The following is a 22,143-nucleotide window of genomic DNA, read 5'->3' as shown; positions in this document are numbered from 1 at the left end:
TTTCTTTTGTGCTTACTCGAGGAACAGGCGAGACAGGCCCTTCAGGCTCACCAGGTTGCCCGGGTTGCTGGTCTCGTTCAGCACGCCGCTCATGCGCTGCAAGAGACGGGGGCTGTGCTGGGCGCGCCAGATCAGGAGGTCGGCCAGCCACGGGGCTGCATTGACGCGGTTGGCCCGCTGGTAGAGGTCGAACTTGGGCTTGAGCGCGCGCAGGCCGGCCTCGTAGCTGGCACGCACGGCGGCATCGTCCAGGTCCTCGCGGCGGCCCTTCAGCAGCGCATCGGCGGCCAGCATGCCGGTCTCCATCGCCTTGCCTATGCCCTCGCCGGTGAAGGAATAGGTGCTGCCTGCCGCCTCGCCGGTGACCAGCAGCCCCGGCCGCGACCAGCGGGCGCCTTCCAGCGTGCAGCGCAACGGGGCGCCCTTGAGCTCCCCCACCAGTTCGCCCTCGCGCATCAGGCGCGCGGCCGGCTCGTAGTGCTCGCAGAAGGCGTCGAAGATGGCGCGCAGGTTGAGTTCCTTCTTGGCGCCCTTGCCGCCCACGGCGCGGTGGCTGTCGGTCACGCCGACGCCGATGTTGAAGCAGCCATCCGGCGCCGGGAAGATCCAGCCATAGCCCGGCCGCACGGCCTTGCACCAGACCACTTCCAGCGCCTTGATCTGGCCGACCAGGGACGGCGCGCGCACATAGCCGCGCAAGGCCACGCCACTGGGCGTGTGGCGCTCGCACAGGCCAGCGGCGCTCAGCGCCTTGGGCACGGCGCCGGTGGCCAGCACCACCCAGCGGGCGGCCACGTCCACATCGGCTCCATCGACCTTCAGACGCGCACCGGCCACGCGGCCGGCTGCATCCTCGATCGGCGCCTCGAAACGCGCCGGCGCCAGCAAGCGGGCACCGGCGTCCTGGGCCGCGCGCAGCAGCAGGGCATCGAGCTCGCGGCGCGGCAGCACGGCGAGCGTGCCCGGCACGTCGATGCGGCCACCGCGCGGACCGATGCAGCCCACATGTTCAGCACGCTTCGCGCGCGCCATCACCTGGTCCAGCACGCCAAGGCGCGCCAGCGCGGCATGGGCATCGGGGATCAGGCCGTCGCCACAGATCTTGTCACGCCCCGGCGCAGCCTGGTCGATCTGCAGCACATCCAGCCCGGCCTGGGCCAGCACCCGCGCGCAGGCACTGCCGGCAGGGCCAGCACCAACGACCAGCACTTCGCAGTTGAGCGGACCCGTCGGCGGGGACGAAGCAAATGTCATCAAGGATCTCCAGATTTCTCCAGGGATTTTCGCAGCATAAAAAAGGCGGGCCCGCAGGCCCGCCTCTGTGATGAAGAACGATCCGGGGATCAGAACTTCAGCGTTGCACCGAGCGTGTAGGCGCGGCCGATCGGGTCGTACACCGACGGCATGGTGTTGCCGCTCACGCCACCGGTGGTGGCGATGGTGTTGCCGACCGTCGGCGGTGCCTTGTCGGTGATGTTGTTGACCGTCAGCGTCAGCTTCAGCATCTTGTTGACAGCCCAAGAGGCATTGACGTCGAAGTAGTCGTAGGACTTGACCTTGGTGAAGTCGGCAAACCAGGTGCCGCTGCCCGGCTCGACCACCATGGCGCTCAGGTGACGCCAGTTGTAGCCGGCCGTGAAGTCGCCGGCGGACCAGGTGGCACGCTGCGAGAAGCGCAGGCCGTTGTTGCCTTCGCCGCAGGCATTGGAGTAGTAGCCACGGCAGATGCGGCGGATCGAGGTCGGCGTGGCCTGGCGGTCGTTGTCCATCACCTGGTTCAGGTTCAGGCTCAGATCCAGGCGGCCCATGGCCGGGCTCAGGCCCATGTCCTTGGCGGCGAGGCCATAACCCACCGTCAGGTCATAGCCGCTGGTCCAGCGACGGCCCTGATTGCTCGAGACCACCAGCACACCCTTGGAATCAGCACCATTGAAGGTGCCGGTCGCCGTGCTGCGGAAGACGGCCGCGCAAGCGGCGTTCATCGTCAGGCCCGGGTTGTACTGGGTCTTGTAGCACTGGTCCAGGATGTCGGTGGTCGACGGCGAAGCGATGGCACCGGTCAGGTTGATCCGGTAGTAGTCCAGCGAGATCAGCAGGTTCTTGATGAAGCTGGGCTCGTAGACGAAGCCAAGCGTCTTGGTCTTGGCCTTCTCGGGGCCCAGGTTCGGGTTGCCGCCCGACAGCACATTGATCTGGCCCGACGACGGTGCCGGCAGGCTGCCGACCACCGAGGCCGGCACGCCGGTCAGCACGCACAGATTGGACAGCGTGCCGGCCGTGTTGGCCTGAGCGGCATTGATGTTGGCGCCCTGGCAGGGGTCGGTCGCCAGGTTGGACAGGCCGGTCACCTGCGGCGCGAACAGCTCGTTCACGTTGGGTGCGCGGGTGGCGTTCTGCATCATGCCGCGCAGGCGCAAGCCCTTGATCGGCTCCCAATCGAGACCGTACTTGTTGCTGTTGTACGAGTTCGAATTGGTGGTCGTGAACTTGGTTTCGCGGTAGCCGAGTTCCGCCGTGACGTTGCGGGCGAACGGCAGGTTCTGCACCAGCGGCACCTGGGCTTCGCCGTAGAACTCCTTCAGGGTGAAGCTGCCGCGGCGGTCAGGCGTCGGGGCGCCGGTGCCCAGCACTTCGGATTGCGTCTGCGAGGCGCCGTCCGACTGGGTGCTGGCCGTGACCTTGCGCTCTTCGGCACCAAAGGCCAGGCCGATAGGTGCCTTGGCCCAGGGGCTCTTGATGTCACCCAGGTCGCCCGAGGTCGACACGGCGGTGACCTGCTGACGCACCTTCTGCAGCAGCAGCGAGCTCAGGTTGATGAAGTTCAGCATGGCCGGGGTGATGGTCCCCTCGGCGCCCCACACGTTCAGCGGCACGCAGCCGTTGGCGGTGTTGGCGCATGCCGTGGTGCTGGTGGCATTCAAGGCCTGGCCCAGCTTGGAGAACGAACCCCAGTTGCGGCGGATCTGGGTCTGGTCGGCCTCGCCCGTGGTGAGGTAAGCGTCGTAGGTCCAGCTGCCGATCAGGTCGCCACGCATGCCAACGGTGGTCTGCAGCGTCTTGTTCTCGAAGTCGTTGAAACGCGGGCCCAGCTCGGTGAAACGACGGCTCAGCGTCATCGGCACCAGCGTGGCGTTGCCGGCCACACAGTTGATGGCCGCGATGCCACGTGCCGAGCAGATCTGCTGGCGGGCGGCGTCAGGGATGTAGGGGTTGCCGATCGGCACGTTGAACGTGTTGCCGAAGGTGCCGCTGGCAGCCAGCACCGAATTGACGACCGCACGGGTGTAGAACACCTGGGCATAGGCCTCGGCATGCTCGTTGATCGAGTAGCTGGCCAGGCCGGTCAGCTGACGACGATCCAGCGGGGTCTGGAAGTAGTTGGGCGGGTTGGTGTTGAACGAACCCACGGCCGGGTCATAGGCTTCGAAGCGGCCGGTCGCCGGGTTCAGCTGCTTGTTGCCGGTGCCCAGGGTGTTGGACGCAGCCGGCACGCCGGCGGCCTGTGCCACGGCGATCACCAGCGGCACGGTCGTGTCCGAGCCGGTGAACTTGCCCGTGGCCGAGCTGGTCGTGGTCTTGCCGATGTCGCGGTCGCCCACCAGCAGCGGGTCGGTCTTGGTCGTGCCGATGCTCAGCACGGCATTGCCCTTGCCGTCAGCGAAGTTGCCGCCAATGGTCAGGTCGGTGCGGCGGCGGATCGCGTCGCCGCGCTCGGACACGCCATAGCTGCTGGCCAGCTCGATGCCCTGGAAGTTCTTCTTCAGGACGAAGTTGACAACACCCGCCACGGCGTCGGCGCCGTACACGGCAGAGGCGCCGCCGGTCACGATGTCAATGCGTTGCAGCAGGGCGACCGGCACCGAGTTGGTGTCGACCTGACCTGCCAGATTGAACGGCACCAGGCGGCGACCGTCGATCAGCACCAGCGTACGGCTGGCGCCCAGGCCGCGCAGGTCCAGCGTGGCACCGCCACCCGAGCCGTTGTTGACGCCCGGGCCGATAGCCGGCGTGGCGGCGGGCATGCCGCGGATGATCTCTTCAACGGCCACCGACTGGCTGGCCTTGATTTCTTCGGCGCCCACCGAGGTGATGGGGCTGGCGGACACGGCGCCGACGGTCTTGATGCGCGAACCGGTGACTTCGACGCGTTCCAGCGTCTCCTGGGCGAAGGCCGACGCTGCGGCCACGGTACCGAGGCAGATCAGCGCAGCACTGTTGACTGCATTGCGTTTGAACATGGAGGGAGCTCCTAACGATTGGGGTCCTGAGTGCCGCCCCTTCTTGGGAGACGGCTTCGACACTACCGATGACTTGCGGGCGCACTTCACCTGAAAGTCACAGATGCCGGAGTTTTCGGGTTTCGCACTCGCGCGACTGCGCGGGTTCGCCCCAATTGCTCAGGCCTCTCGTTGTGCCTTGTCACAAAATCGTGCGACGCGGGCCCAAAACCCAGTGCAAACCCCAGGTTTGAATTCATATCAATTGCAAAGATATGTTGCCACCCGACTACGCCTCAGCGTCCGCCCCTTACCCCCCCCCCCCCGGGAGGCGATGCGGACTCAAAAGCAAAAAGGGCAGACCTTGCGGTCTGCCCCGGCCACCCGCAGGACTGCGGGTGGCATCTGGCTGGCCATGCCTGCCGATGGCTCAGAACTTGAACGTGGCGCCCAGCGTGAAGTAGCGGCCGATCGGGTCGTAGAGCGACGGCAAGGTGTTGCCGGTCGCCAGCGAGGAGCCGACCACGCTGTTGCCGGTCAGCGGCGGCTGCTTGTTGGCAGCGTTGTTGACGCTCAGCGACAGCTTCAGGTGCTTGCTGTAGTTCCAGTTGGCGTTCAGGTCAAGGTAGTTGACGGCGGGAATGTGGCTGTAGTCCGCAAACCAGGTGCCGCTGCCTGGCTCGAAATTGAGCGCGCTCAGGTGGCGCCAGTTGTAGCCCACCGACCAGTCGCCCATGGTCCAGGTGCCCCGCTGCGCGAACTTGGTGCCGTTGTTGCCGACGCCGCTGTTGAGGCTGCAGGCGGTCGAGACATAGCCCCGGCACTTGCGGCGGATCGAGGTCGGCGTGGCCTGGAAGTCGTTGTCACCCACCTGGTTGTAGGTGAAGCCCAGGTCCAGCCGGCCCAGCGCCGGCGACAGGCCGATGTCCTTGGCCGCCAGGCTGTAGTTGACGCTCAGGTCGTAGCCGCTGGTCCAGAGCTTGCCCTGGTTGGTCGACACCACGGCCACGCCCTTGGAGGCATTGCCGTTCAACGTGCCGTTGTTCGGGTTGCGGCCCACGGCGCCGCAGGCGGCGTTCATGCCAAGCGCCGGGTTGAACGCGGTCTTGTAGCACTGGTCCAGGATGTCGGTGGTCGACGGGGCCGAGATCGCATCGCTGATGTCGATCTTGTAGTAGTCCACCGAGATCAGCAGGTTCTTGATGAAGCTCGGCTCGAACACGAAGCCCAGGGTCTTGGTCCTGGCCTTCTCCGGGCCCAGGCTTGGATTGCCACCGGACAACACATTGATCTGACCCGAGGAGGGCTGGGCCACCACGCCGACCAGCGATGCAGGCACGCCGGTCTGCACGCACAGATTGGAGAGCGTGCCGGCCTTGCCGGCGTCGGCCGCGCTGATGGCCGCCGCACCGCAGGGATCGACCGCGAGGCTGGACAGGCCGGTCACCTGGGGCGCGAACAGCTCGTTCACATTGGGCGCGCGGGTGGCCTTTTGCACCATGCCGCGCAAACGCAGGCCCTTGATCGGCTCCCAGTCGGCGCCGATCTTGGAGGTGCCGTAGCGGGTGACCCTGTCGGTCTTGAACGAGGTGTGGCGGTAGCCCAGTTCCATCGAGACGTTGCGAGCAAAGGGCAGGTTCTGCAGCAGCGGCACTTGCAGCTCACCAAACAGCTCGTTCAGCTGGTAGCTGCCCGAGCGGTCGGGCGTGGGCGCCCCGCTGCCCAGCACCTCGCCGCTGATCTGCGAGGAGCCATCCGACTGCGTGGCGGCGAACACCTTGCGCTGCTCGGCACCGAAGGCAGCACCGATCGGGCTGCTGGCGGTGGGCAGCTTGAAGTCGCCGAGATCGCCCGAGGCCGAGGCCGCCAGCACGTTCTGGCGCACCTTCTGGTTCAGCACCGAGCTGAGGTTGATGAAGGCCAGCTGGGCGGGCGTGATCGTGCCCTCGGCGCCGAACAGGTTGATAGGCACGCAGCCGTTGGCCGGGTTCACGCAAGCCGTCTTGCTGACCGCGTTCAGTGCCTGCTGCAGCTTGGCGAACGAGCCCCAGTTGCGTCGCACCTGGATCTGATCGGCCTCGCCGGCCGTGGAATAGACGTCATAGCTCCAGCCGCCGAACAGCTCGCCCTTGAGGCCGATGGTGGTCTGCAGGGTCTTGTTGTCGAAGTCGTTGTAGCGCGGCCCTAGCTCGGTGAAGCGGCGGTTCAGCGTCATCTTCACCAGCGTGGTGTTGCCAAGCACGCAGTTGGCGGCCGAGATGGCACGCGCCGAGCAGATCTGGGCGCGGGCCGCGTCGGAGATGTAGGGGTTGCCGATGGGCACGTCGTAGTCGTTGCCGAACGAGCCCGACTCGGCCAGCTGCGAGTTGACAACCGAGTGCGTGTAGAAGACCTGGGCGTAGGGCTCGAGATGCTCGTTGATCGAGTAGTTCGCCAGGGCCGTGACCTGGCGGCGGTCCAGCGGGGTCTGGAAGTAGTTCAGCGGGTTGGTGTTGTACGAGCCCTTGGTCGTATCGAAGGCCTCGAACCGGCCGGTGCTCAGGTTCAGCTGGCGGTTGCCGGTGCCGAGGGTGTTGGCGCTGGCCGGCACGCCGGTGGCTGGGGCCACGGCCAGCACGAGAGGCACGGCCGTGGCCGAGCCGGAGAACAGCCCGTTGGTCGAGGACAGCGTGGTCTTGCCGATGTCGCGCTCGCCGGCCATCAGTGGGTTGGCACGGGTCACGCCCAGGCTCAGCACCGCATTGCCCTTGCCGTTGGCGAAATTGCCACCCACGGTCAGGTCGGTGCGCTTCTTGACCGTGTCGCCCTGCTCCGAGACGCCGTAGCTGCTGCTCAGCTCGATGCCCTGGAAGTTCTTCTTCAGGATGAAGTTCACCACGCCGGCCACGGCATCGGCGCCGTACACGGCCGAGGCACCGCCCGTCACCAGGTCCACGCGCTGCAGCAGCGCCATCGGGATCGAGTTGGTGTCGACGCGGGCGCTCAGGTCAAAGGGCACCAGGCGCTTGCCGTCGATCAGCACCAGCGAGCGCTGGGCGCCGAGGCCGCGCAGGTTGATAGTGGCGCCGCCGCCGGTGCCATTGTTGGTGGCCGGGCCGACGGCCGGCACGGCTGCTGGCAGGCCGCGTATCACCTCCTCGACCGCCACCGCCTGGCTGGACTTGATCTCCTCGGCACCGACCGAGGTGATCGGGCTGGCCGACACGGCCCCCACCGTCTTGATGCGCGAGCCGGTGACTTCGACGCGCTCCAGCTGCTGCGCCTCCTGGGCCTGCGCAGCACTGGACAAGGCGCCGGCCAGCGCGGCCACGGCGGCGCCAACGGCGCTGATCTGGCACTTGTTTAGCATGTGTCTCCTCATGGTTATTTGTTTTCATCAACGAGCGCGGCAGGCCGCGCCACCGCTGATTTCCGTGTCGGGCTCTAGCGGGTCGGCGGACTGTATGGCGCGGCCTGTCAGCAAAAATGAATGTAACTAATGCGTTTGCTGAACGGCTGACGAATGCAGCCGTTCTATGAACTGCAGGCAGAAACGATAAGGGCTGCCAGAGGCAGCCCTTATCGCAGCAAACAGACGCTGGCTCAGCGCGCCTTGACCCGCAGCCGCCAGGCATGCAGCAGCGGCTCCGTGTAGCCGCTGGGCTGGGCCAGGCCCTTGAACACCAGGTCCAGCGCTGCCTGGAAGGCTGCCCCCTGCGGGTTCGCCGCCATGCTCTGATAAGCCGGGTCGCCAGCGTTCTGCTGGTCAACCACGGCCGCCATCCGCGTGAAGGTCTCGCGGACCTGGGCTTCGCTCACCACCCCGTGGTGCAGCCAGTTGGCGATGTGCTGGCTGGAGATGCGCAAAGTGGCGCGGTCTTCCATCAGGCCGATGCCGTTGATGTCGGGCACCTTGGAGCAGCCCACACCCTGGTCGATCCAGCGCACCACATAGCCGAGGATGCCTTGCACGTTGTTGTCGAGTTCCTGCTGGCGTTCGGCGGCGCTCCATTCGGCCTTGGCGACGACCGGGATGTTCAGCAGCTTCTCGAGGATGGCGTCGCGCTCGGCGTCTGCATCGATCTTCTCCAGCTCGGCCTGCACCGCAGCCACGCTGACCTGGTGGTAGTGCAGCGCATGCAGGGTGGCGGCGGTCGGCGAAGGCACCCAGGCGGTGTTGGCGCCGGCCTTGGGGTGGCCGATCTTCTGCTCCAGCATGGCGGCCATCAGGTCGGGCATGGCCCACATGCCCTTGCCGATCTGGGCGCGGCCGCGCAGGCCGCAAGTGAGGCCGGTCAAGACATTGCTGCGCTCGTACGCCTGGATCCAGGCCGAGGTCTTCATGTCGCCCTTGCGCAGCATCGGGCCGGCCAGCATGGCGGTGTGCATCTCGTCACCGGTGCGGTCGAGGAAGCCGGTGTTGATGAAAGCCACGCGGCTGGAAGCGGCGGCGATGCAGGCCTTCAGGTTCACGCTGGTGCGACGCTCTTCGTCCATGATGCCCAGCTTGACGGTGCTGTCCGGCAGCCCCAACAGCTGTTCGACACGTCCGAACAATTCAGCGGCGAATGCGACTTCGGCCGGTCCATGCATCTTGGGCTTGACGATGTAGATCGAGCCGGCGCGCGAGTTGCCGCGGCGCTTGAGGTCATGGCTGGCGACGGCCACGGTGACCAGCGCATCCATGATGCCTTCGGGAATCTCTTTGCCACCGTCCCAGAGGATGGCCGGATTGGTCATCAGGTGGCCGACATTGCGCACGAACATCAGCGAGCGGCCGTGCAGCGTGACTTCTCCGCCAGCGGCTGCGGTGTAGACACGGTCAGGGTTCAGCGTGCGGGTGAAGGACTTGCCACCCTTGGCCACCTCCTCGGTCAGCGTGCCGAGCTGGATGCCGAGCCAGTTGCGGTAGGCCAGGAGTTTGTCTTCGGCATCGACTGCAGCGACCGAATCTTCCAGGTCGAGGATGGTGGATAGCGCCGCTTCCAGCACCAGGTCGCTGACACCTGCGGCATCGCTCGCGCCAATGGCGGTGGAGCGGTCGATCTGGATGTCCAGGTGCAGGCCGTTGTGGCGCAGGAGCACCGAGCTGGGTGCATTTGCAGTGCCTTGGAAGCCGACGAATTGCGAGGCATCGACCAGGCCGGTGCTCGCACCGCCACTCAGATCAACGGCCAGCTTGCCGTTCTCGACACGATAGGCGGTCGCGTCCTTGTGCGAAGCGCCATTGGCCAGCGGCGCCGCCTGGTCCAGCACCTCGCGGGCATAGGCGATGACCTTGGCGCCGCGGGCCGGGTTGTAGCCACCGGCACGCTCGGCGCCGCCGTCTTCGGAAATCGCGTCCGTGCCATAGAGCGCGTCGTACAGCGAGCCCCAGCGGGCATTCGCGGCATTCAACGCATAGCGGGCGTTCAGGATGGGCACGACCAGCTGCGGACCGGCCTGCGTCGCCAGCTCGGCATCGACGTTGGCCGTGGTGACCTGCGTCTTGCCTGGCTGCGGCACCAGGTAGCCGATGCGCTCCAGGAAGGCTCGGTAGGCCGGCATGTCGGTGATCGGGCCCGGATGGGCGCGATGCCAGGCGTCGATCTCGGTCTGCAGGCGATCGCGCTCGGCCAGCAGGGCGGCGTTCTTGGGCGCCAGCTCATGGACGATGGCATCGAAGCCAGCCCAATAGGCCTCGGGACTCACGCCGGTGCCGGGCAGCACCTCGTTGTTGATGAAGGCGTACAGGGCGCTGTCGACCTGCAGGCGGTGGAGGGCGGTGCGTTGGCTCATGGCGGGCTCCGAAAGGCAAAGAGAAGAAGGCGAAGGCAGGAACTGCCCCCAATTTAGACCCTGCGAGGTGAAAGATTGCTGACGCCGGACGCATTGGATTCATTACTTTTATGCAAAGATGGAGCCAAATTCATTGTTGATTACATGGATCGCCTGAAGCAGATCGAATCCTTTGTCGCCATCGCCAGCAAGGGCAGCCTGAGCGCCGCCGCCCAGGCCGAAGGCGTCACGCCGGCCGTGATGGGGCGCCGGCTGGATGCGCTGGAGGCGCGCCTGGGCATCAAGCTGATGCTGCGCAGCACGCGCCGCTTGACGTTGACGCATGAGGGCAGCGCCTTCCTGGAGGACTGCCAGCGCCTGCTCATCGACTTCGCCAATGCCGAGGCGTCGGTCAGTGCCGGCGGCATCCAGGCCAGCGGTCACCTGCGCCTGACCGCCCCGGCCGGCTTCGGCCGCCGCCATGTGGCGCCGCTGGTGCCTGAGTTCCTGGCGGCGCATCCGGACCTCAGCGTCTCCCTGAACCTCAGCGACCGCATCGTCGACCTGGCGGCCGAGGGCTATGACTGCGCCGTGCGCGTGGGCGACCTGCCCGACTCCAGCCTGGTGAGCCAGCGCCTCGCTGACAACCGACGGCTCTGCGTGGGCGCACCCGCCTACCTGAAGCGGGCGGGCGCGCCGCGCCATCCGGCCGAGCTCACGCGCCACGCCTGCCTGGTGCTGAGCTCGGATGCCAGCCAGTCGCGGGGCTGGGCCTTCATGATCGACGGGCAACTGGTCCACACCCGGCCCAGCGGCCGCCTGGACTGCAGCGACGGCCAGGTGCTGCACGACTGGTGCCTGGCGGGCCTCGGCCTCGCCTGGCGCTCGACCTGGGAGGTCGAGGCCGACATTGCGGCCGGCCGCCTGCAGGCTGTGCTGGACGACTATGCCGCTGCGCCCAACGGCATCTATGCCGTCTACGCCCAGCGCAAGCACCTGCCGCTGAGGGTGCGGCTGTGGGTGGATTTTTTGAAGACGCGCTACGGCAGCGCGGCCTACTGGCGCGGCGCGTCCGCGCTCAGGCCCTGAAGCGCTGCAGCGCGCTGGCCACCACGCCCTCCAGCCCGGCGCTGGACTGCTGGGCGTTGCGCAGGAACTGCGCGCCATTGCCGACAAAGAGCAGCTGGTGCAAGCGCTCCAGCCCAGCCTCGGCGCCCAGCCGCTCGGCCTGCGGTTGCAGGCGGCGCAGCGTGCGCAGCAGGTCTTCACGCAGGCTCAAGGACTCGTGGCTGCGCGGATCGACCAGGCCGCCATCGAGGCCGAAGCGGCAGGCCTGGAAGCGGTTGTAGTTGTAGACCAGGTAGTCGTCCTCGGCCGGCAACTGGCTGCGGTTCTCCAGCAGCTCGGCGCACAGGCACTGCAGATAGACCGCCAGCGCGGCCGCGTCTTCGACCTGCAGCGGCGTGTCGCAGACGCGCAGCTCGATCGTGCCGTACTCGGGCTTGGGCCGGATGTCCCAGTAGAAGTCCTTCATGCTCTTGACCACGCCAGTTGCTTCCATCTTGCGGAAGTAGCCGGTCGCAAACTCGTCCCAGGACAGCGTGAACGGCGCGCGGCCGCTGAGCGGGAAGGCGAACACCGAGTTCAGGCGCGCCGAGCTGAACAGCGTGTCGCGGCCCTGCACATAGGGCGAGGAGGCCGCCAGCGCGATGAAATGCGGCACATAGCGCGACAGCGAATGCAGCAGATACATCGCGTCGTCGCCGCTGCTGCAACCCACATGCACGTGCTGGCCGAAGATGGTGAACTGGCGCGCCAGATAGCCGTAGAGCTGCGACACCTCCTGGAAGCGCGGCTTGGGGAAGATGCGCCGCTCGGTCCATTGCTGGAACGGATGCGTGCCGCCGCCGGCCACGCCGATATTGAGCCGCTCGCCGGCCTCGACCAGGCGGTCACGGATCTCATGCAGCTGGGCCAGCAAGCCGCTGTGGCCGGTCTGCACATCGGTCGACACCTCGATCATGCTTTCGGTGATCTCGGGCACCACATTGCCCGGGAAGGGCCGGCGGCCGAGCAGCTCCAGCATGTCGCGGCTGGCGGCCGTGAGGTCGTAGTCGCTGAGGCTGACCAGTTGCAGCTCGAGCTCCACGCCGAGCGTCAGCGCCGCCGAGGTCTTGAAGGGTTCCAGCGCCATCGCTCAGCCTCCCTTGCGTTCGTCGGGCAGCTCGCCGCCCAGGCGCAGCGCCAGCTGCAACACGGCCGGGCCCAGCAGCTCCAGCACCAGGACCATGGCGGCCAGGGCCGGCAAGGCGAAGTTCAAGGCCACACCCATGTGGCGCGTCTGCTCCAGCAAGAGGATCACAAAGGCCGACAGCGGCGTCAGCGCCAGCCCGGTCAGCAGGCCCTTGCGCACCGTCGTGCCGCTGGGCCGCGCCAGCAGGGCCACGGCGCCGGCCTTGGCCAGCAGCCGCACGAGCACCAGCGCGATGCCGAGCCCCAGGCCGGCCATGGCGGCGGGCCCGTCGATGCGCGAGGCGATGAAGATGAACAACAGCAGCGAGAGCAGCTCGCCCAGCGCACCGAAGCCGCGCTGCGCCCGGCCGAACACGATGCCCTGCTGGCGCACCGTCAGGCCAAAGGCCAGGGCCGCCACGATGGGCGAGAGCCGCAGCGAATAGGTCAAAGCCACCAGCAGCGTCACGCCGAGCACGAACAGCGGCGTGCAATCGCGGTCGCCGCCAAGCAGGCGAAGCAGGCCCGGTACCAGGGCACCGGCCGCCAGGCCGAGCAGGGCCGAACCCATCACCACCACCGAGCTGGCATAGAGGGCCTGCAGCAGATTGCCCGATTGCTGGAACACGAACTGGCCGAGCAACAGCTTGAAGGCCAGCACCGCCAGCACGCAGTTCAGCGCTGCCAGGTGCAGCACGCGCTCGGTGATCTGCCCCGCGCTCTGGCGCTCGTGGATCACGCGCAGGATGGCGGCCGGCGACGAAGCCATGGCCAGCACCGCCACCAGCCAGGCGTCCAGATCGGCCAGGCCGAACAGCCGGGCCAGGCTCAGCACGGCCAGCAGCGTGAGCAGGCTCTCCAGCAGGCCGGCGGCGACCAGCCAGGGGTTGCGCCAGAACCAGCGCAGGTTGATGCGGTAGCCGAACTCGAACAGGATCAGGCCGAACGCCAGATTGGCGCCATACAGCGCCAGGGCCGGTGCCGGGGCGGGCAGCCAGCCGAGTTGAGTCGGTGCCGCCACAAAGCCCACCAGCGCATAGACGCAGATGCGGGGCAGGCGCAGGGCACGGTAAGCCCATTCGCCTGCCAACCAGGCCAGCAGCAACACGAGGGGCCAGGCGAGGTCGCCAAGCGGCAACCAATCGACCCAGCGGCCGGTGTCGGTCTCGAACATGGGCGCAGTGTAGGCGCCAGGGGAAAGTCGGGTCGGCAGCCGCTCAAGACCCCTTGGGCGGTGCCGGTTTTGGGAAGGGCTTACTTGGCGCCGGCGCCGGCGTCAGCCACACATTTCTTGGTGAAGCTGTTCTTGGCAGCGCCATGCAGCTTGCTGGCGGCGGCCTTGGCTTCGCAGGCCGCTTCCGGACCGGCGGTCGCAGCGCCGCCGGCATCGGCCACGCACTTCTTCGTGAAGCTGGTCTTGGCTGCGCCAGCCAGCTTCTTCTCGGCCGCCTTGGCATCACAGGCCGCTGCGGCATCGCCGCCACCAGCATCGGCCACGCACTTCTTCAGGAAGCTGGTCTTGGCGGCACCCGCCAATTTCTTCTCGGCGGCCTTGGCATCGCAGGACGAGCCGGCATCGGCAGCAAAGGCAGGCGCTGCCACAGCGGCAGACAGGACAAGCATCAGGGACAGCAGGGACTTCTTCATCGCAACAACCTCTCTTGGTGGGAACAACGGGAAACCAGGGGCTACATGATCCGGCGCGGGTGTGACAGCTGCTCATGCGCCGCATGCAGGCGCCGCACCAGCACCTGAATGAAGGCGCGGTCGAAGCGGTGCTGGCATTCGGGGCTGAGCAGGCCCAGCGATTCGGGCGTGAACGAGATCGTGGTGCAGACCTCGCTCACGCGGATGTCGGTGCTGTGGCGGCGCAGGTCGGGGTTGGGCGCCAGGTAGGCCATCTCGCCGACCGAGGTGCCCTGGCCGAGCGTCACGACCTTGTTGCCGTCACGGAAGACGTCGACCTGGCCCTGGGCAATGATGTGGAAGGTATTGCCCTCCTGGCCCTTCTTGTACAGCGCATGCTCCAGCGGATAACGGCGCCAGCGCGCGCGGTGCACCACCTCCCACAGCTCCACGTCGCCGAAGTCGGCGAAGAACTCCAGGTCGCGCAGCATGTTGAAGCGCTCCGAGTCGCGCACTTCGTAGAGCCGCGCCAGCGGCACCAGCTGCTTGGCCACCAGCTCGGAGAGCGCGCGGGCGAAGCTGCCCCAGTCCGGGTAACGCTCTTCGGGATGCTTGGCCAGCGCACGGCCTATCACCGCCTCCAGCTCCGGCGTCACGCCACCGCGCAGGTCGGCCAGCGAGGCCGGCTGCTGGTGGTAGATCTGGTGCATCAGCGCCATCTGGTTGGGCGCGTCAAACGGTGGGCGGCCGGCTATCAGGTGGTAGAGCACGGCGCCGAGCGCATAGATGTCGGCGCGGCAATCGACGTCGCCGCCCTCCACCTGCTCGGGCGGCATGTAAGCCAGCGAGCCGACGCGGTGGACCTGCGTCTTGTCCGACATCAGGTTCAGGGCCGAGCCGAAGTCGCTCACCTTCACATCGGTGACCTGGCCCTGCGCATCCAGCACGGCCAGCAGGTTGGCCGGCTTCACGTCGCGATGGATGAGGCCCTGGCGGAACACATAGTCCAGCGCCATCGCGCACTTGAACCCGAGCTCGACGATCTGGTCCAGCGGCAAGAGCCGGTCGCTGCGGCAGAAATTCTTCAGCGTGACGCCGGGCACGTACTCCATCACCAGGTAGGGCGAGTCGGGGTCGGGCACGGCATCGAGGATCTGCACCACGTTCGGATGCTGGAGCCGGCCGGCGAGCGCTGCCTCGGCGGCAAAGAAGCGGTGGCTGATCTGGCCCTCGGCATCGTCGGCACTGATGGCCCAGGAGCGCACACGCTTGATCGCCACCTCCTTGCCATTGAAGCCGTCCATGGCCAGATAGACGTCGCTGGTGGCGCCCTCGCCGAGCCGGCGCAGCACGCGGTACTTGCCGATGTAGGCAGGCAGGTCGCCTGTGGTGCTGGCAATCGAGGCCAAGGGGCCGCCGGTCTCCGTGCTGCTCATGCGGCCATCATAAGCATGCCCCCGTAGAATTCGGCCCCATGATTCAAGCCAAGCAGGAACTGCTCGCCGCCCTGGGCGAAGCCATCCAGGAACTGAACCCCGGCGCCGACCTGGCCGCCGCCTTCGAGTCGCCCAAGCAGGCCAGCCATGGCGACTACGCCTGCACCGTGGCCATGCAGATGTCCAAGGCGCTCAAGACCAACCCGCGCGCGCTGGCCGAACAGCTGATCGCCCTGCTGCAGGCCAAGCCGGCCTTCCAGCACTGGACCGAGGCCCTGGAAATCGCCGGCCCCGGCTTCATCAACATCCGACTCAAGGCCGCCGCCAAGCAGGCCGTCGTGGCCGAGGTACTGGCCGGTGCCGAGGCCTTCGGCCACCAGCCGGCCAACGACACCCATGTGATGGTCGAGTTCGTCTCGGCCAACCCCACGGGCCCGCTGCACGTGGGCCATGCCCGCCAGGCCGCCCTCGGCGATTCGATCTGTCATCTGTTCGAGACGCAGGGCTGCGACGTCACCCGCGAGTTCTATTACAACGACGCCGGCGTGCAGATCGCCACGCTGGCCAATTCCACGCAGAAGCGCCTGCAGGGCCTCAAGCCCGGCATGGAAGGCTGGCCCGAGGCCGCCTACAACGGCGACTACATCCAGGACATCGCCGACGCCTTCTTGCGCAAGGAAACGGTCAAGGCCGACGACCGCGAGTTCACCGGCTCGGGCGACGTGAACGACCTGGACGGCATCCGCCAGTTCGCCGTGGCCTATCTGCGCCATGAGCAAGACCTGGACCTGCAGGCCTTCGGCCTCAAGTTCGACAACTACTTCCTCGAGTCCAGCGTCTACGCCGGCGGCCAGCTGGAGAAGGCCGTCGAGCGCATGATCGCCGCCGGCAAGACCTATGAGGAAGGCGGCGCGCTGTGGTTCCGCTCGACCGACTACGGCGACGACAAGGACCGCGTGATGCGCAAAAGCGAAGGCGGTTTCACCTACTTCGTGCCGGACGTGGCCTACCACGTCAACAAGTTCCAGCGCGGCTACACCAAGTGCATCAACATCCAGGGCACCGACCACCACGGCACCATTGCCCGCGTGCGCGGCGGTCTGCAGGCGCAAGACCTGGGCATTCCGCAGGGCTTCCCGGACTACGTGCTGCACAAGATGGTCACGGTGATGAAGGGCGGTGAGGAGGTCAAGATCTCCAAGCGCGCCGGCTCTTACGTCACCCTGCGCGACCTGATCGACTGGACGAGCCGCGACGCCGTGCGCTTCTTCCTGATCAGCCGCAAGGCCGACACCGAGTTCATCTTCGACGTGGACCTGGCGCTCAAGCAGAACGACGAGAACCCGGTGTTCTACGTGCAGTACGCCCATGCGCGCATCTGCTCCATCATCCGCCGCTGGGTCGATGAAGAGAGCGGTGATGAGGCCAAGCTGAACGGCGCCGACCTGAGCCTTTTGAGCGCGCCGACCGAAGCTGCCTTGATGCTCAAGCTGGCCGACTATCCCCGCATGCTCAGCAGCGCCGCAGCGGGCCTGGCGCCGCATGACGTGGCCTTCTACCTGCGCGATCTGGCCGGCGCTTTCCACAGCTACTATGCGGCCGAACGCGTGCTGGGCCAGGCTGCAGAGCTGACCCGCGCCCGGGTGGCCCTGCTGGCCGCCACGCGCCAGGTGCTGCGCAATGCGCTGACGGTGCTGGGGGTCAGCGCGCCGGAAGCAATGTCTCGTGAACAAGCAACGACGGAGTCTGCATGAGCAAAGGTCAGGGCGGTGGTGGTGGCGGTGGCAACAGCGAGCGCGGAGGCTTCGTCCTCGGCCTGATCGTCGGCCTCTTGATCGGCCTGGCCGTGGCCCTCGGCGTGGCGCTGTACATCAACAAGACGCCCATCCCCTTCGTCAACAAGGTGCCGCAGCGCACCGCCGAGCAGGACGCCGAGGAAGCTGCGCGCAACAAGAACTGGGACCCCAACGCACCGCTGGCCGGCAAGAACGCCAAGGCTGCGAGCGGCGTGGTGAGCGGCGGCGAAGCCAAGCCGGTCGTGCCGGTCCAGGCCCCGGCCAGCGCCGCCCCGGCACCAGCGCCCGCAACCACGGCGCCGGCCGCAGCACCCGCGCCGGCTCCTGCGCCCACTCCCGCCGCCAGCAAGGCCGCCAAGGCAGAAGCCAAGACTGAGGCCAAAGCCCCGGCCGCCGACCCTTCGATCTACTTCGTGCAGGCCGGCGCCTACCTGAAGAATGACGACGCGGAGAGCCAGCGCGCGAAGCTGGCCCTGCTCGGCCATGCGGCCAAGATTTACGAATTCGAACAATCGGGCCGCACCGTGTACCGCGTGCGCATCGGCCCGGTCGACGCCCGCGAGGAAGCCGAGAGCCTGCAGAAGAAGCTGGAATCCTCAGGCGTCGAGGCCAATCTGGTGCGCGTCCAGCGCTGAGCGGTCGTCTGGTCTACGATCCCGGCCGTTGTCCCATTTACCGCCCCCTCAGAGGTAACCGATCCATGAACCGTCGCGACTTTTCCGCCCTTGGACTTTCCGCCCTCGCGCTGGCCGCCGGCCAGGCCCAGGCCCAGGGCGGCCCCGTCGAGGGCAAGAACTTCAAGCGCCTGTCCAGCCAGTTGCCCACCACCCCGGGCAAGATCGAGGTGATCGAGTTCTTCTGGTACGGCTGCCCGCATTGCTATGCGCTGGAGCCCATGCTGCACGAATGGGTCAAGCAGTTGCCGGCCGACGTGAGCTTCCGTCGCATGCATGTGGGGTTCCGGGCCAACATCAAGCCGCACCAGAAGCTGTTCTTCACGCTGGAAGCCCTGGGCAAGGCCGAAGAACTGCAGGCCCGCGTGTTCGATGCCTTCCACCGCGAGCGCGTCGATGTGGACTCCGACAAGGACATGCTGACGCTCGCCACCCGCCTGGGGGTCGACGGCCAGAAGTTCACGGAGATGTACAACTCCTTCGGCATCAACGGCAAGCTGCAGCAGGCCAACCGCCTGTTCGAGGCCTACAACATGGACGGCGTGCCGGCCCTGGCCGTCGGCGGCCGCTTCTGGACCGCGCCCTCGATGGCCGGCACGGCGGGCATGAACGAGCAGGAACTCGGCATGCGTGCGCTGCAGATCGTCAACACCCTGATCCAGCGCGTGCGCAGCGGGAAGGTGTGACGTAATTGCGGGTGGCTGGTCGCCAGGCTGGGCCTAGAATGGCCTGCAAGTTTTGTGCCGCCCACCACCCATGCGCCCTGCCCACCTTTACTCCTCGCTGCTGCTGAGCGCCCTGGCCTTGCTGGCCGCCGCGCCGGCAGACGGCGCCGACAAGCCGGACCGCCGCCTGGTGGGTTTCTCCATCTCGGCGGTGACGCAGGGCGAGGTCAATCTCGCTCAGCCCGGCACCGAGTTCATAGGCAATGTGCTGCTGAGCCGCGAAGGCTTGCTGCTGAAGGCGCACAAGGTGCTGGTCTGGGAGAACGCCGCCGGCTTCCACATGGCCTCGGCCACGGCGCTCGAAGGCGGCCAGGTCTACTTCCGCCAGAACCGCGACAAGCCCGATGAATTCGTCGAAGGCACGGCCGACCGCATCGAATACGACGGCCAGACCGAGGTCGTGCGCTTCATTGGCGGCGCCAATGTGCGCAGCCTGCAGGGCAGCGCCGTGACCCGCGAGGCCAGCGGCGCCGAGATCCATTACGATGGCCGTGCCGAGCAACTGAACCTGAAGGCGGGCGACAAGTCCCCCGCGCCCAATGGCCGCGTGCGCCTGATGCTGCTGCCTTCGGCCGCCTCCGGCGCCGCCAGCAGCCCACCGGCCGCCTTGCAGCCCAGCACCACGCTGCAAACCACGCCGCGCAAGCCCTCATGAGCGGCGTCGAGAGTGCAACGGCGGCGACCGGCCGCACGAGCCGCCTGGAGGCCGAAGGCCTGCAAAAGACCTATGGCGTGCGCCGCGTGGTCAAGAACGTGCACCTGGCCGTGGACAGCGGCGAGGTCGTCGGTCTTCTGGGCCCCAATGGTGCCGGCAAGACCACCAGCTTCTACATGATCGTGGGCCTGGTCCGCGCCGATGCCGGCGAGATCCGGCTCGACGGCGAGGCGCTGGAGCGCCTGCCCATCCACCGGCGCTCGCGCCTCGGCCTGTCCTACCTGCCGCAGGAGGCCTCGATTTTCCGCAAGCTCACCGTCGAGGAAAATATCCGCGCCGTGCTGGAGCTGCAGCAGGACGAAAACGGCAGGCCCTGGACCAAGACCCGCATCAACGAGATGCTGGACAGCCTCCTGCACGAACTCTCGATCGAGAAGCTGCGAGACAGCCCCGCGCCAGCCCTCTCGGGCGGCGAGCGCCGCCGCGTCGAGATCGCCCGCGCGCTGGCCACCCAGCCGCGCTTCATCCTGCTGGATGAGCCTTTTGCCGGCGTGGACCCCATCGCCGTGCTGGAGATCCAGCGCATCATCGGCTTCCTGAAGGCGCGCGGCATCGGTGTCTTGATCACCGACCACAACGTGCGCGAGACCCTGGGCATCTGCGACCGCGCCTACATCATCAGCGAGGGCGAGGTGCTGGCCGAAGGCACGCCGGACGAACTGGTCTCGAATGCCGACGTCCGCAAGGTCTATCTGGGCGAACACTTCAAAATGTGATCGTGTTCGGCTGACATGAAACCCACCCTGCAGGTAAGGCTCAGTCAGCATCTGGCGCTGACACCCCAGTTGCAGCAGTCGATCCGGCTGCTGCAACTCTCCACGCTGGAGCTGCACCAGGAGGTGGAGCAGATGCTGGCGCAGAACCCGCTGCTGGAGACCGACGAGGAGTTCGGCAGCGCCGTCACCACGCCCGAGCTCAGCGAGATTCGCGGCAATGCCGCCGACGAGCCCGACGCCGCCCACAGCAGCGACGGCGAGACCAGCAGCGAGATCAAGGCCGAGGACTTCGGCACCACCGAGCGCGAGGACTGGGAGAACGGCACCGAGCGTGACGACTTCGACGGCATCCGCGAGCTGCCTGGCAGCGCCGCCCCGGCTGGCGACGACGACGGCGAGCGCCCCGAGGCCGAGGGCCCCGGCATCAGCCTGCAAGACCACCTGAAGCTGCAGATGGCCGGCATGTCGCTGAGCCCCGAGGACCGCGCCGCCCTGTTCGTGCTGATCGAATCGCTGGACGAGGACGGCTACCTGGCCGACCCGCTGGAAGAAATCGCCGCCGCGCTGGCCGGCAGCGACGATCCCGAAGCGCTGGAAGAGCTGCAGGAGCGCCTGCAGGTGGCACTGCGCTGGCTGCAGAGCATGGAGCCCACCGGCATTGGCGCGCGCACGCTCTCCGAATGCCTGCTGCTGCAACTGCGCAGCAAGCCGCGCAGCCAGGTGCAGGTGGTGGCCATCCTGATCTGCAAGAGCCACCTGGAGCTGCTGGCCAAGCGCGACAGCAAGAAGCTGATGGCCCTGACCGGCGCCGACGAACACCTGCTGCGCGAGGCGCAGACGCTGATACAGACGCTGGAGCCCAAGCCGGGCCGGCCCTTCGCGCCGGGCGAGGCAGCGGCCGTGGTGCCGGACGTGATCGTCAGCAAGAGCGGTCGCGGATTCCGTGTGATGCTCAACCCCGAGGTGGCGCCCAAGCTGCGCATCAACGAGCTCTATGCCAATGCGCTGCGCGCCACGCGCGGTGGCATCAGCAACAGCGCGCTGGGCGGCCAGCTGCAGGAGGCGCGCTGGTTCATCAAGAACATCCAGCAGCGCTTCGACACCATCCTGCGGGTTTCGCAGGCCATCGTCGAGCGCCAGAAGGGCTTCTTCCAGCACGGCGCGCTGGCGATGAAGCCGCTGGTGCTTAGAGAAATAGCCGACGAGCTGGGCCTGCACGAGTCGACCATCTCGCGCGTGACCACGGCCAAGTACATGGCCACGCCGCATGGCACTTTCGAGCTCAAGTATTTCTTCGGCTCCGGCCTCAACACCGAGGCCGGCGGCAATGCCTCCAGCACGGCGGTGCGGGCCCTGATCAAGCAGTTCGTCGATGCCGAGGATGCCCACAAGCCGCTGTCCGACAGCGCCCTGTCCGACATGCTGGAAGAGCAGGGCATCCAGGTGGCGCGGCGCACCGTGGCCAAGTACCGCGAGGCGCTGAAGATCGCCCCGGCCAATCTGCGCAAGGCGCTGTAGGAGTGTTCGCGATGAAGCAGAAGACTGTGCTGAGCCTCTTGATCTCGGCTGCGCCGCTGCTGGCCACGGCCGCCGCCACCGATGCCCAGCTGCAGCAATGCCGCGCCATTGCCGACAAGACCGCGCGCCTGGCCTGCTATGACGCGCTGCCGGTGGTCACTGCGCCCACGGCCGCCGTGCCACCGCGCCCGGCCAGCGCCGTCGAGATGAAGCTGCCGCCGCCGGTGCCGCACATCGCGCCCGCGCCACCGGCCGAGGCTGCTGCCAAGTTCGGGCTGGAGCAACGCGAGGTGAAGCAGGTCGAGCGCATCGAGAGCCAGATCACCGGCAGCTTCGAAGGCTGGAACCCCGGCACGCGCATCCGCCTGGCCAATGGCCAGGTCTGGCAGGTCAGCGACGACAGCCGCGCCAGCCTCTATCTGCAGAACCCCAAGGTGGTGGTGCGGCGCGCCGCCATGGGCACCTTCATCCTCGAGATCGAGGGCAGCAACCAGGCGCCGCGCGTGCGCCGCATCGACTGAAGCAACCCCGGCGGCTGCGGCAAATCCGGGCCGCATGCTCGGACTTTGCCGGGCCCGTCTGCAGCCCGCAACAGCGGGCACCCAAACGATCAAGCACTTGATCGAAGCAGTCCGATGGCGCCAGGGATAACCCGCGAAGTTGGCGGCCATCCATCCTGCTTTACCGGCCCTTCACCTGCTATTCAAAATTCCAATAGATCGCTGCACAAGCGTCATAGCTCGTTTTGAACA

The 22,143-nt window shown here is 67.1% G+C and carries 16 protein-coding genes; 8 read left to right on the top strand and 8 right to left on the bottom strand.

Translation table 11 applies throughout. From position 1 onward, the window contains the following. Positions 1–12: 12 nt before the first annotated feature. The 4 genes from J7U46_RS17165 to J7U46_RS17150 all read right to left on the bottom strand — a co-directional run bounded on the left by J7U46_RS17165 (position 13) and on the right by J7U46_RS17150 (position 9,974). Entirely contained in the window at positions 13–1,254 is a 1,242-nt protein-coding gene (locus J7U46_RS17165; protein ID WP_282827999.1) for a geranylgeranyl reductase family protein, read from the bottom strand. An 89-nt stretch (positions 1,255–1,343) separates the two neighbouring features. Next, positions 1,344–4,238: a TonB-dependent receptor gene (locus tag J7U46_RS17160; protein WP_282827997.1), complete on the bottom strand. Its 2,895-nt coding sequence runs from the start codon at positions 4,236–4,238 to the stop codon at positions 1,344–1,346. Between the two features lie 409 nt (positions 4,239–4,647). After that, complete coding sequence (locus J7U46_RS17155) at positions 4,648–7,566, bottom strand: TonB-dependent receptor (protein ID WP_282827996.1); 2,919 nt, start codon at positions 7,564–7,566, stop codon at positions 4,648–4,650. Positions 7,567–7,799: 233 nt separating this feature from the next. Further along, on the bottom strand, positions 7,800–9,974 hold the full coding sequence (locus J7U46_RS17150; protein WP_282827994.1) for a malate synthase G: 2,175 nt from the start codon (positions 9,972–9,974) through the stop codon (positions 7,800–7,802). Between the two features lie 144 nt (positions 9,975–10,118). On the opposite strand from J7U46_RS17150, the gene J7U46_RS17145 reads away from it, so the two are divergent. Next, positions 10,119–11,042 (top strand): LysR family transcriptional regulator, encoded by a 924-nt coding sequence (locus J7U46_RS17145; protein WP_282827993.1) that lies wholly within the window; start codon positions 10,119–10,121, stop codon positions 11,040–11,042. Here J7U46_RS17145 and J7U46_RS17140 read toward each other — a convergent pair. The 4 genes from J7U46_RS17140 to J7U46_RS17125 form a co-directional block, all read right to left on the bottom strand. Beyond that, the gene (locus J7U46_RS17140; RefSeq protein ID WP_282827991.1) at positions 11,032–12,147 is read right to left on the bottom strand and encodes a YbdK family carboxylate-amine ligase; all 1,116 of its coding nucleotides are present in this window, start codon (positions 12,145–12,147) and stop codon (positions 11,032–11,034) included. The two genes, J7U46_RS17145 and J7U46_RS17140, sit on opposite strands and share 11 nt — an antisense overlap. Before the next feature lie 3 nt (positions 12,148–12,150). Further along, entirely contained in the window at positions 12,151–13,359 is a 1,209-nt protein-coding gene (locus J7U46_RS17135; protein WP_282827989.1) for a cation:proton antiporter, read from the bottom strand. Positions 13,360–13,439: 80 nt separating this feature from the next. Continuing rightward, complete coding sequence (locus J7U46_RS17130) at positions 13,440–13,832, bottom strand: hypothetical protein (protein ID WP_282827987.1); 393 nt, start codon at positions 13,830–13,832, stop codon at positions 13,440–13,442. A 41-nt stretch (positions 13,833–13,873) separates the two neighbouring features. Then, on the bottom strand, positions 13,874–15,247 hold the full coding sequence (locus J7U46_RS17125; protein ID WP_282827985.1) for a serine/threonine-protein kinase: 1,374 nt from the start codon (positions 15,245–15,247) through the stop codon (positions 13,874–13,876). A 38-nt stretch (positions 15,248–15,285) separates the two neighbouring features. On the opposite strand from J7U46_RS17125, the gene argS reads away from it, so the two are divergent. The 7 genes from argS to J7U46_RS17090 all read left to right on the top strand — a co-directional run bounded on the left by argS (position 15,286) and on the right by J7U46_RS17090 (position 21,912). Further along, the gene (gene argS, locus J7U46_RS17120; RefSeq protein WP_282827983.1) at positions 15,286–17,001 is read left to right on the top strand and encodes an arginine--tRNA ligase; all 1,716 of its coding nucleotides are present in this window, start codon (positions 15,286–15,288) and stop codon (positions 16,999–17,001) included. Further along, entirely contained in the window at positions 16,998–17,678 is a 681-nt protein-coding gene (locus J7U46_RS17115) for an SPOR domain-containing protein (protein WP_282827981.1), read from the top strand. Before argS ends, J7U46_RS17115 begins: the two co-directional genes overlap by 4 nt. 65 nt (positions 17,679–17,743) lie before the next feature. After that, positions 17,744–18,403 carry a thiol:disulfide interchange protein DsbA/DsbL gene (locus J7U46_RS17110; protein ID WP_282827978.1) on the top strand — a complete coding sequence of 220 codons (660 nt, stop codon included), beginning with the start codon at positions 17,744–17,746 and terminating at the stop codon, positions 18,401–18,403. A gap of 70 nt (positions 18,404–18,473) precedes the next feature. Continuing rightward, positions 18,474–19,097: an LptA/OstA family protein gene (locus tag J7U46_RS17105; protein WP_282827977.1), complete on the top strand. Its 624-nt coding sequence runs from the start codon at positions 18,474–18,476 to the stop codon at positions 19,095–19,097. Next, positions 19,094–19,873, top strand: coding sequence for an LPS export ABC transporter ATP-binding protein (gene lptB / locus J7U46_RS17100; RefSeq protein ID WP_282827975.1), 780 nt, complete (start codon positions 19,094–19,096; stop codon positions 19,871–19,873). The genes J7U46_RS17105 and lptB overlap by 4 nt, the downstream gene beginning before the upstream one ends. Before the next feature lie 15 nt (positions 19,874–19,888). Beyond that, positions 19,889–21,391 carry an RNA polymerase factor sigma-54 gene (locus J7U46_RS17095; protein ID WP_282827973.1) on the top strand — a complete coding sequence of 501 codons (1,503 nt, stop codon included), beginning with the start codon at positions 19,889–19,891 and terminating at the stop codon, positions 21,389–21,391. 11 nt (positions 21,392–21,402) lie between these two features. After that, entirely contained in the window at positions 21,403–21,912 is a 510-nt protein-coding gene (locus J7U46_RS17090) for a hypothetical protein (protein ID WP_282827971.1), read from the top strand. Positions 21,913–22,143 lie beyond the last annotated feature (231 nt).

This window comes from Pelomonas sp. V22, from assembly GCF_030014915.1.
Classification (GTDB): Bacteria; Pseudomonadota; Gammaproteobacteria; order Burkholderiales; family Burkholderiaceae_C; genus JAUASW01.
This window is presented reverse-complemented; position numbering and strand designations above follow the sequence as displayed.

Bases quoted from the DNA above. Each gene is read 5' to 3' on its own strand.
- J7U46_RS17165 (WP_282827999.1), bottom strand. From the start codon at position 1,254: ATGACATTTGCTTCGTCCCCGCCGACGGGTCCGCTCAACTGCGAAGTG.
- J7U46_RS17160 (WP_282827997.1), bottom strand. From the start codon at position 4,238: ATGTTCAAACGCAATGCAGTCAACAGTGCTGCGCTGATCTGCCTCGGT.
- J7U46_RS17155 (WP_282827996.1), bottom strand. From the start codon at position 7,566: ATGCTAAACAAGTGCCAGATCAGCGCCGTTGGCGCCGCCGTGGCCGCG.
- J7U46_RS17150 (WP_282827994.1), bottom strand. From the start codon at position 9,974: ATGAGCCAACGCACCGCCCTCCACCGCCTGCAGGTCGACAGCGCCCTG.
- J7U46_RS17145 (WP_282827993.1), top strand. From the start codon at position 10,119: ATGGATCGCCTGAAGCAGATCGAATCCTTTGTCGCCATCGCCAGCAAG.
- J7U46_RS17140 (WP_282827991.1), bottom strand. From the start codon at position 12,147: ATGGCGCTGGAACCCTTCAAGACCTCGGCGGCGCTGACGCTCGGCGTG.
- J7U46_RS17135 (WP_282827989.1), bottom strand. From the start codon at position 13,359: ATGTTCGAGACCGACACCGGCCGCTGGGTCGATTGGTTGCCGCTTGGC.
- J7U46_RS17130 (WP_282827987.1), bottom strand. From the start codon at position 13,832: ATGAAGAAGTCCCTGCTGTCCCTGATGCTTGTCCTGTCTGCCGCTGTG.
- J7U46_RS17125 (WP_282827985.1), bottom strand. From the start codon at position 15,247: ATGAGCAGCACGGAGACCGGCGGCCCCTTGGCCTCGATTGCCAGCACC.
- argS (WP_282827983.1), top strand. From the start codon at position 15,286: ATGATTCAAGCCAAGCAGGAACTGCTCGCCGCCCTGGGCGAAGCCATC.
- J7U46_RS17115 (WP_282827981.1), top strand. From the start codon at position 16,998: ATGAGCAAAGGTCAGGGCGGTGGTGGTGGCGGTGGCAACAGCGAGCGC.
- J7U46_RS17110 (WP_282827978.1), top strand. From the start codon at position 17,744: ATGAACCGTCGCGACTTTTCCGCCCTTGGACTTTCCGCCCTCGCGCTG.
- J7U46_RS17105 (WP_282827977.1), top strand. From the start codon at position 18,474: ATGCGCCCTGCCCACCTTTACTCCTCGCTGCTGCTGAGCGCCCTGGCC.
- lptB (WP_282827975.1), top strand. From the start codon at position 19,094: ATGAGCGGCGTCGAGAGTGCAACGGCGGCGACCGGCCGCACGAGCCGC.
- J7U46_RS17095 (WP_282827973.1), top strand. From the start codon at position 19,889: ATGAAACCCACCCTGCAGGTAAGGCTCAGTCAGCATCTGGCGCTGACA.
- J7U46_RS17090 (WP_282827971.1), top strand. From the start codon at position 21,403: ATGAAGCAGAAGACTGTGCTGAGCCTCTTGATCTCGGCTGCGCCGCTG.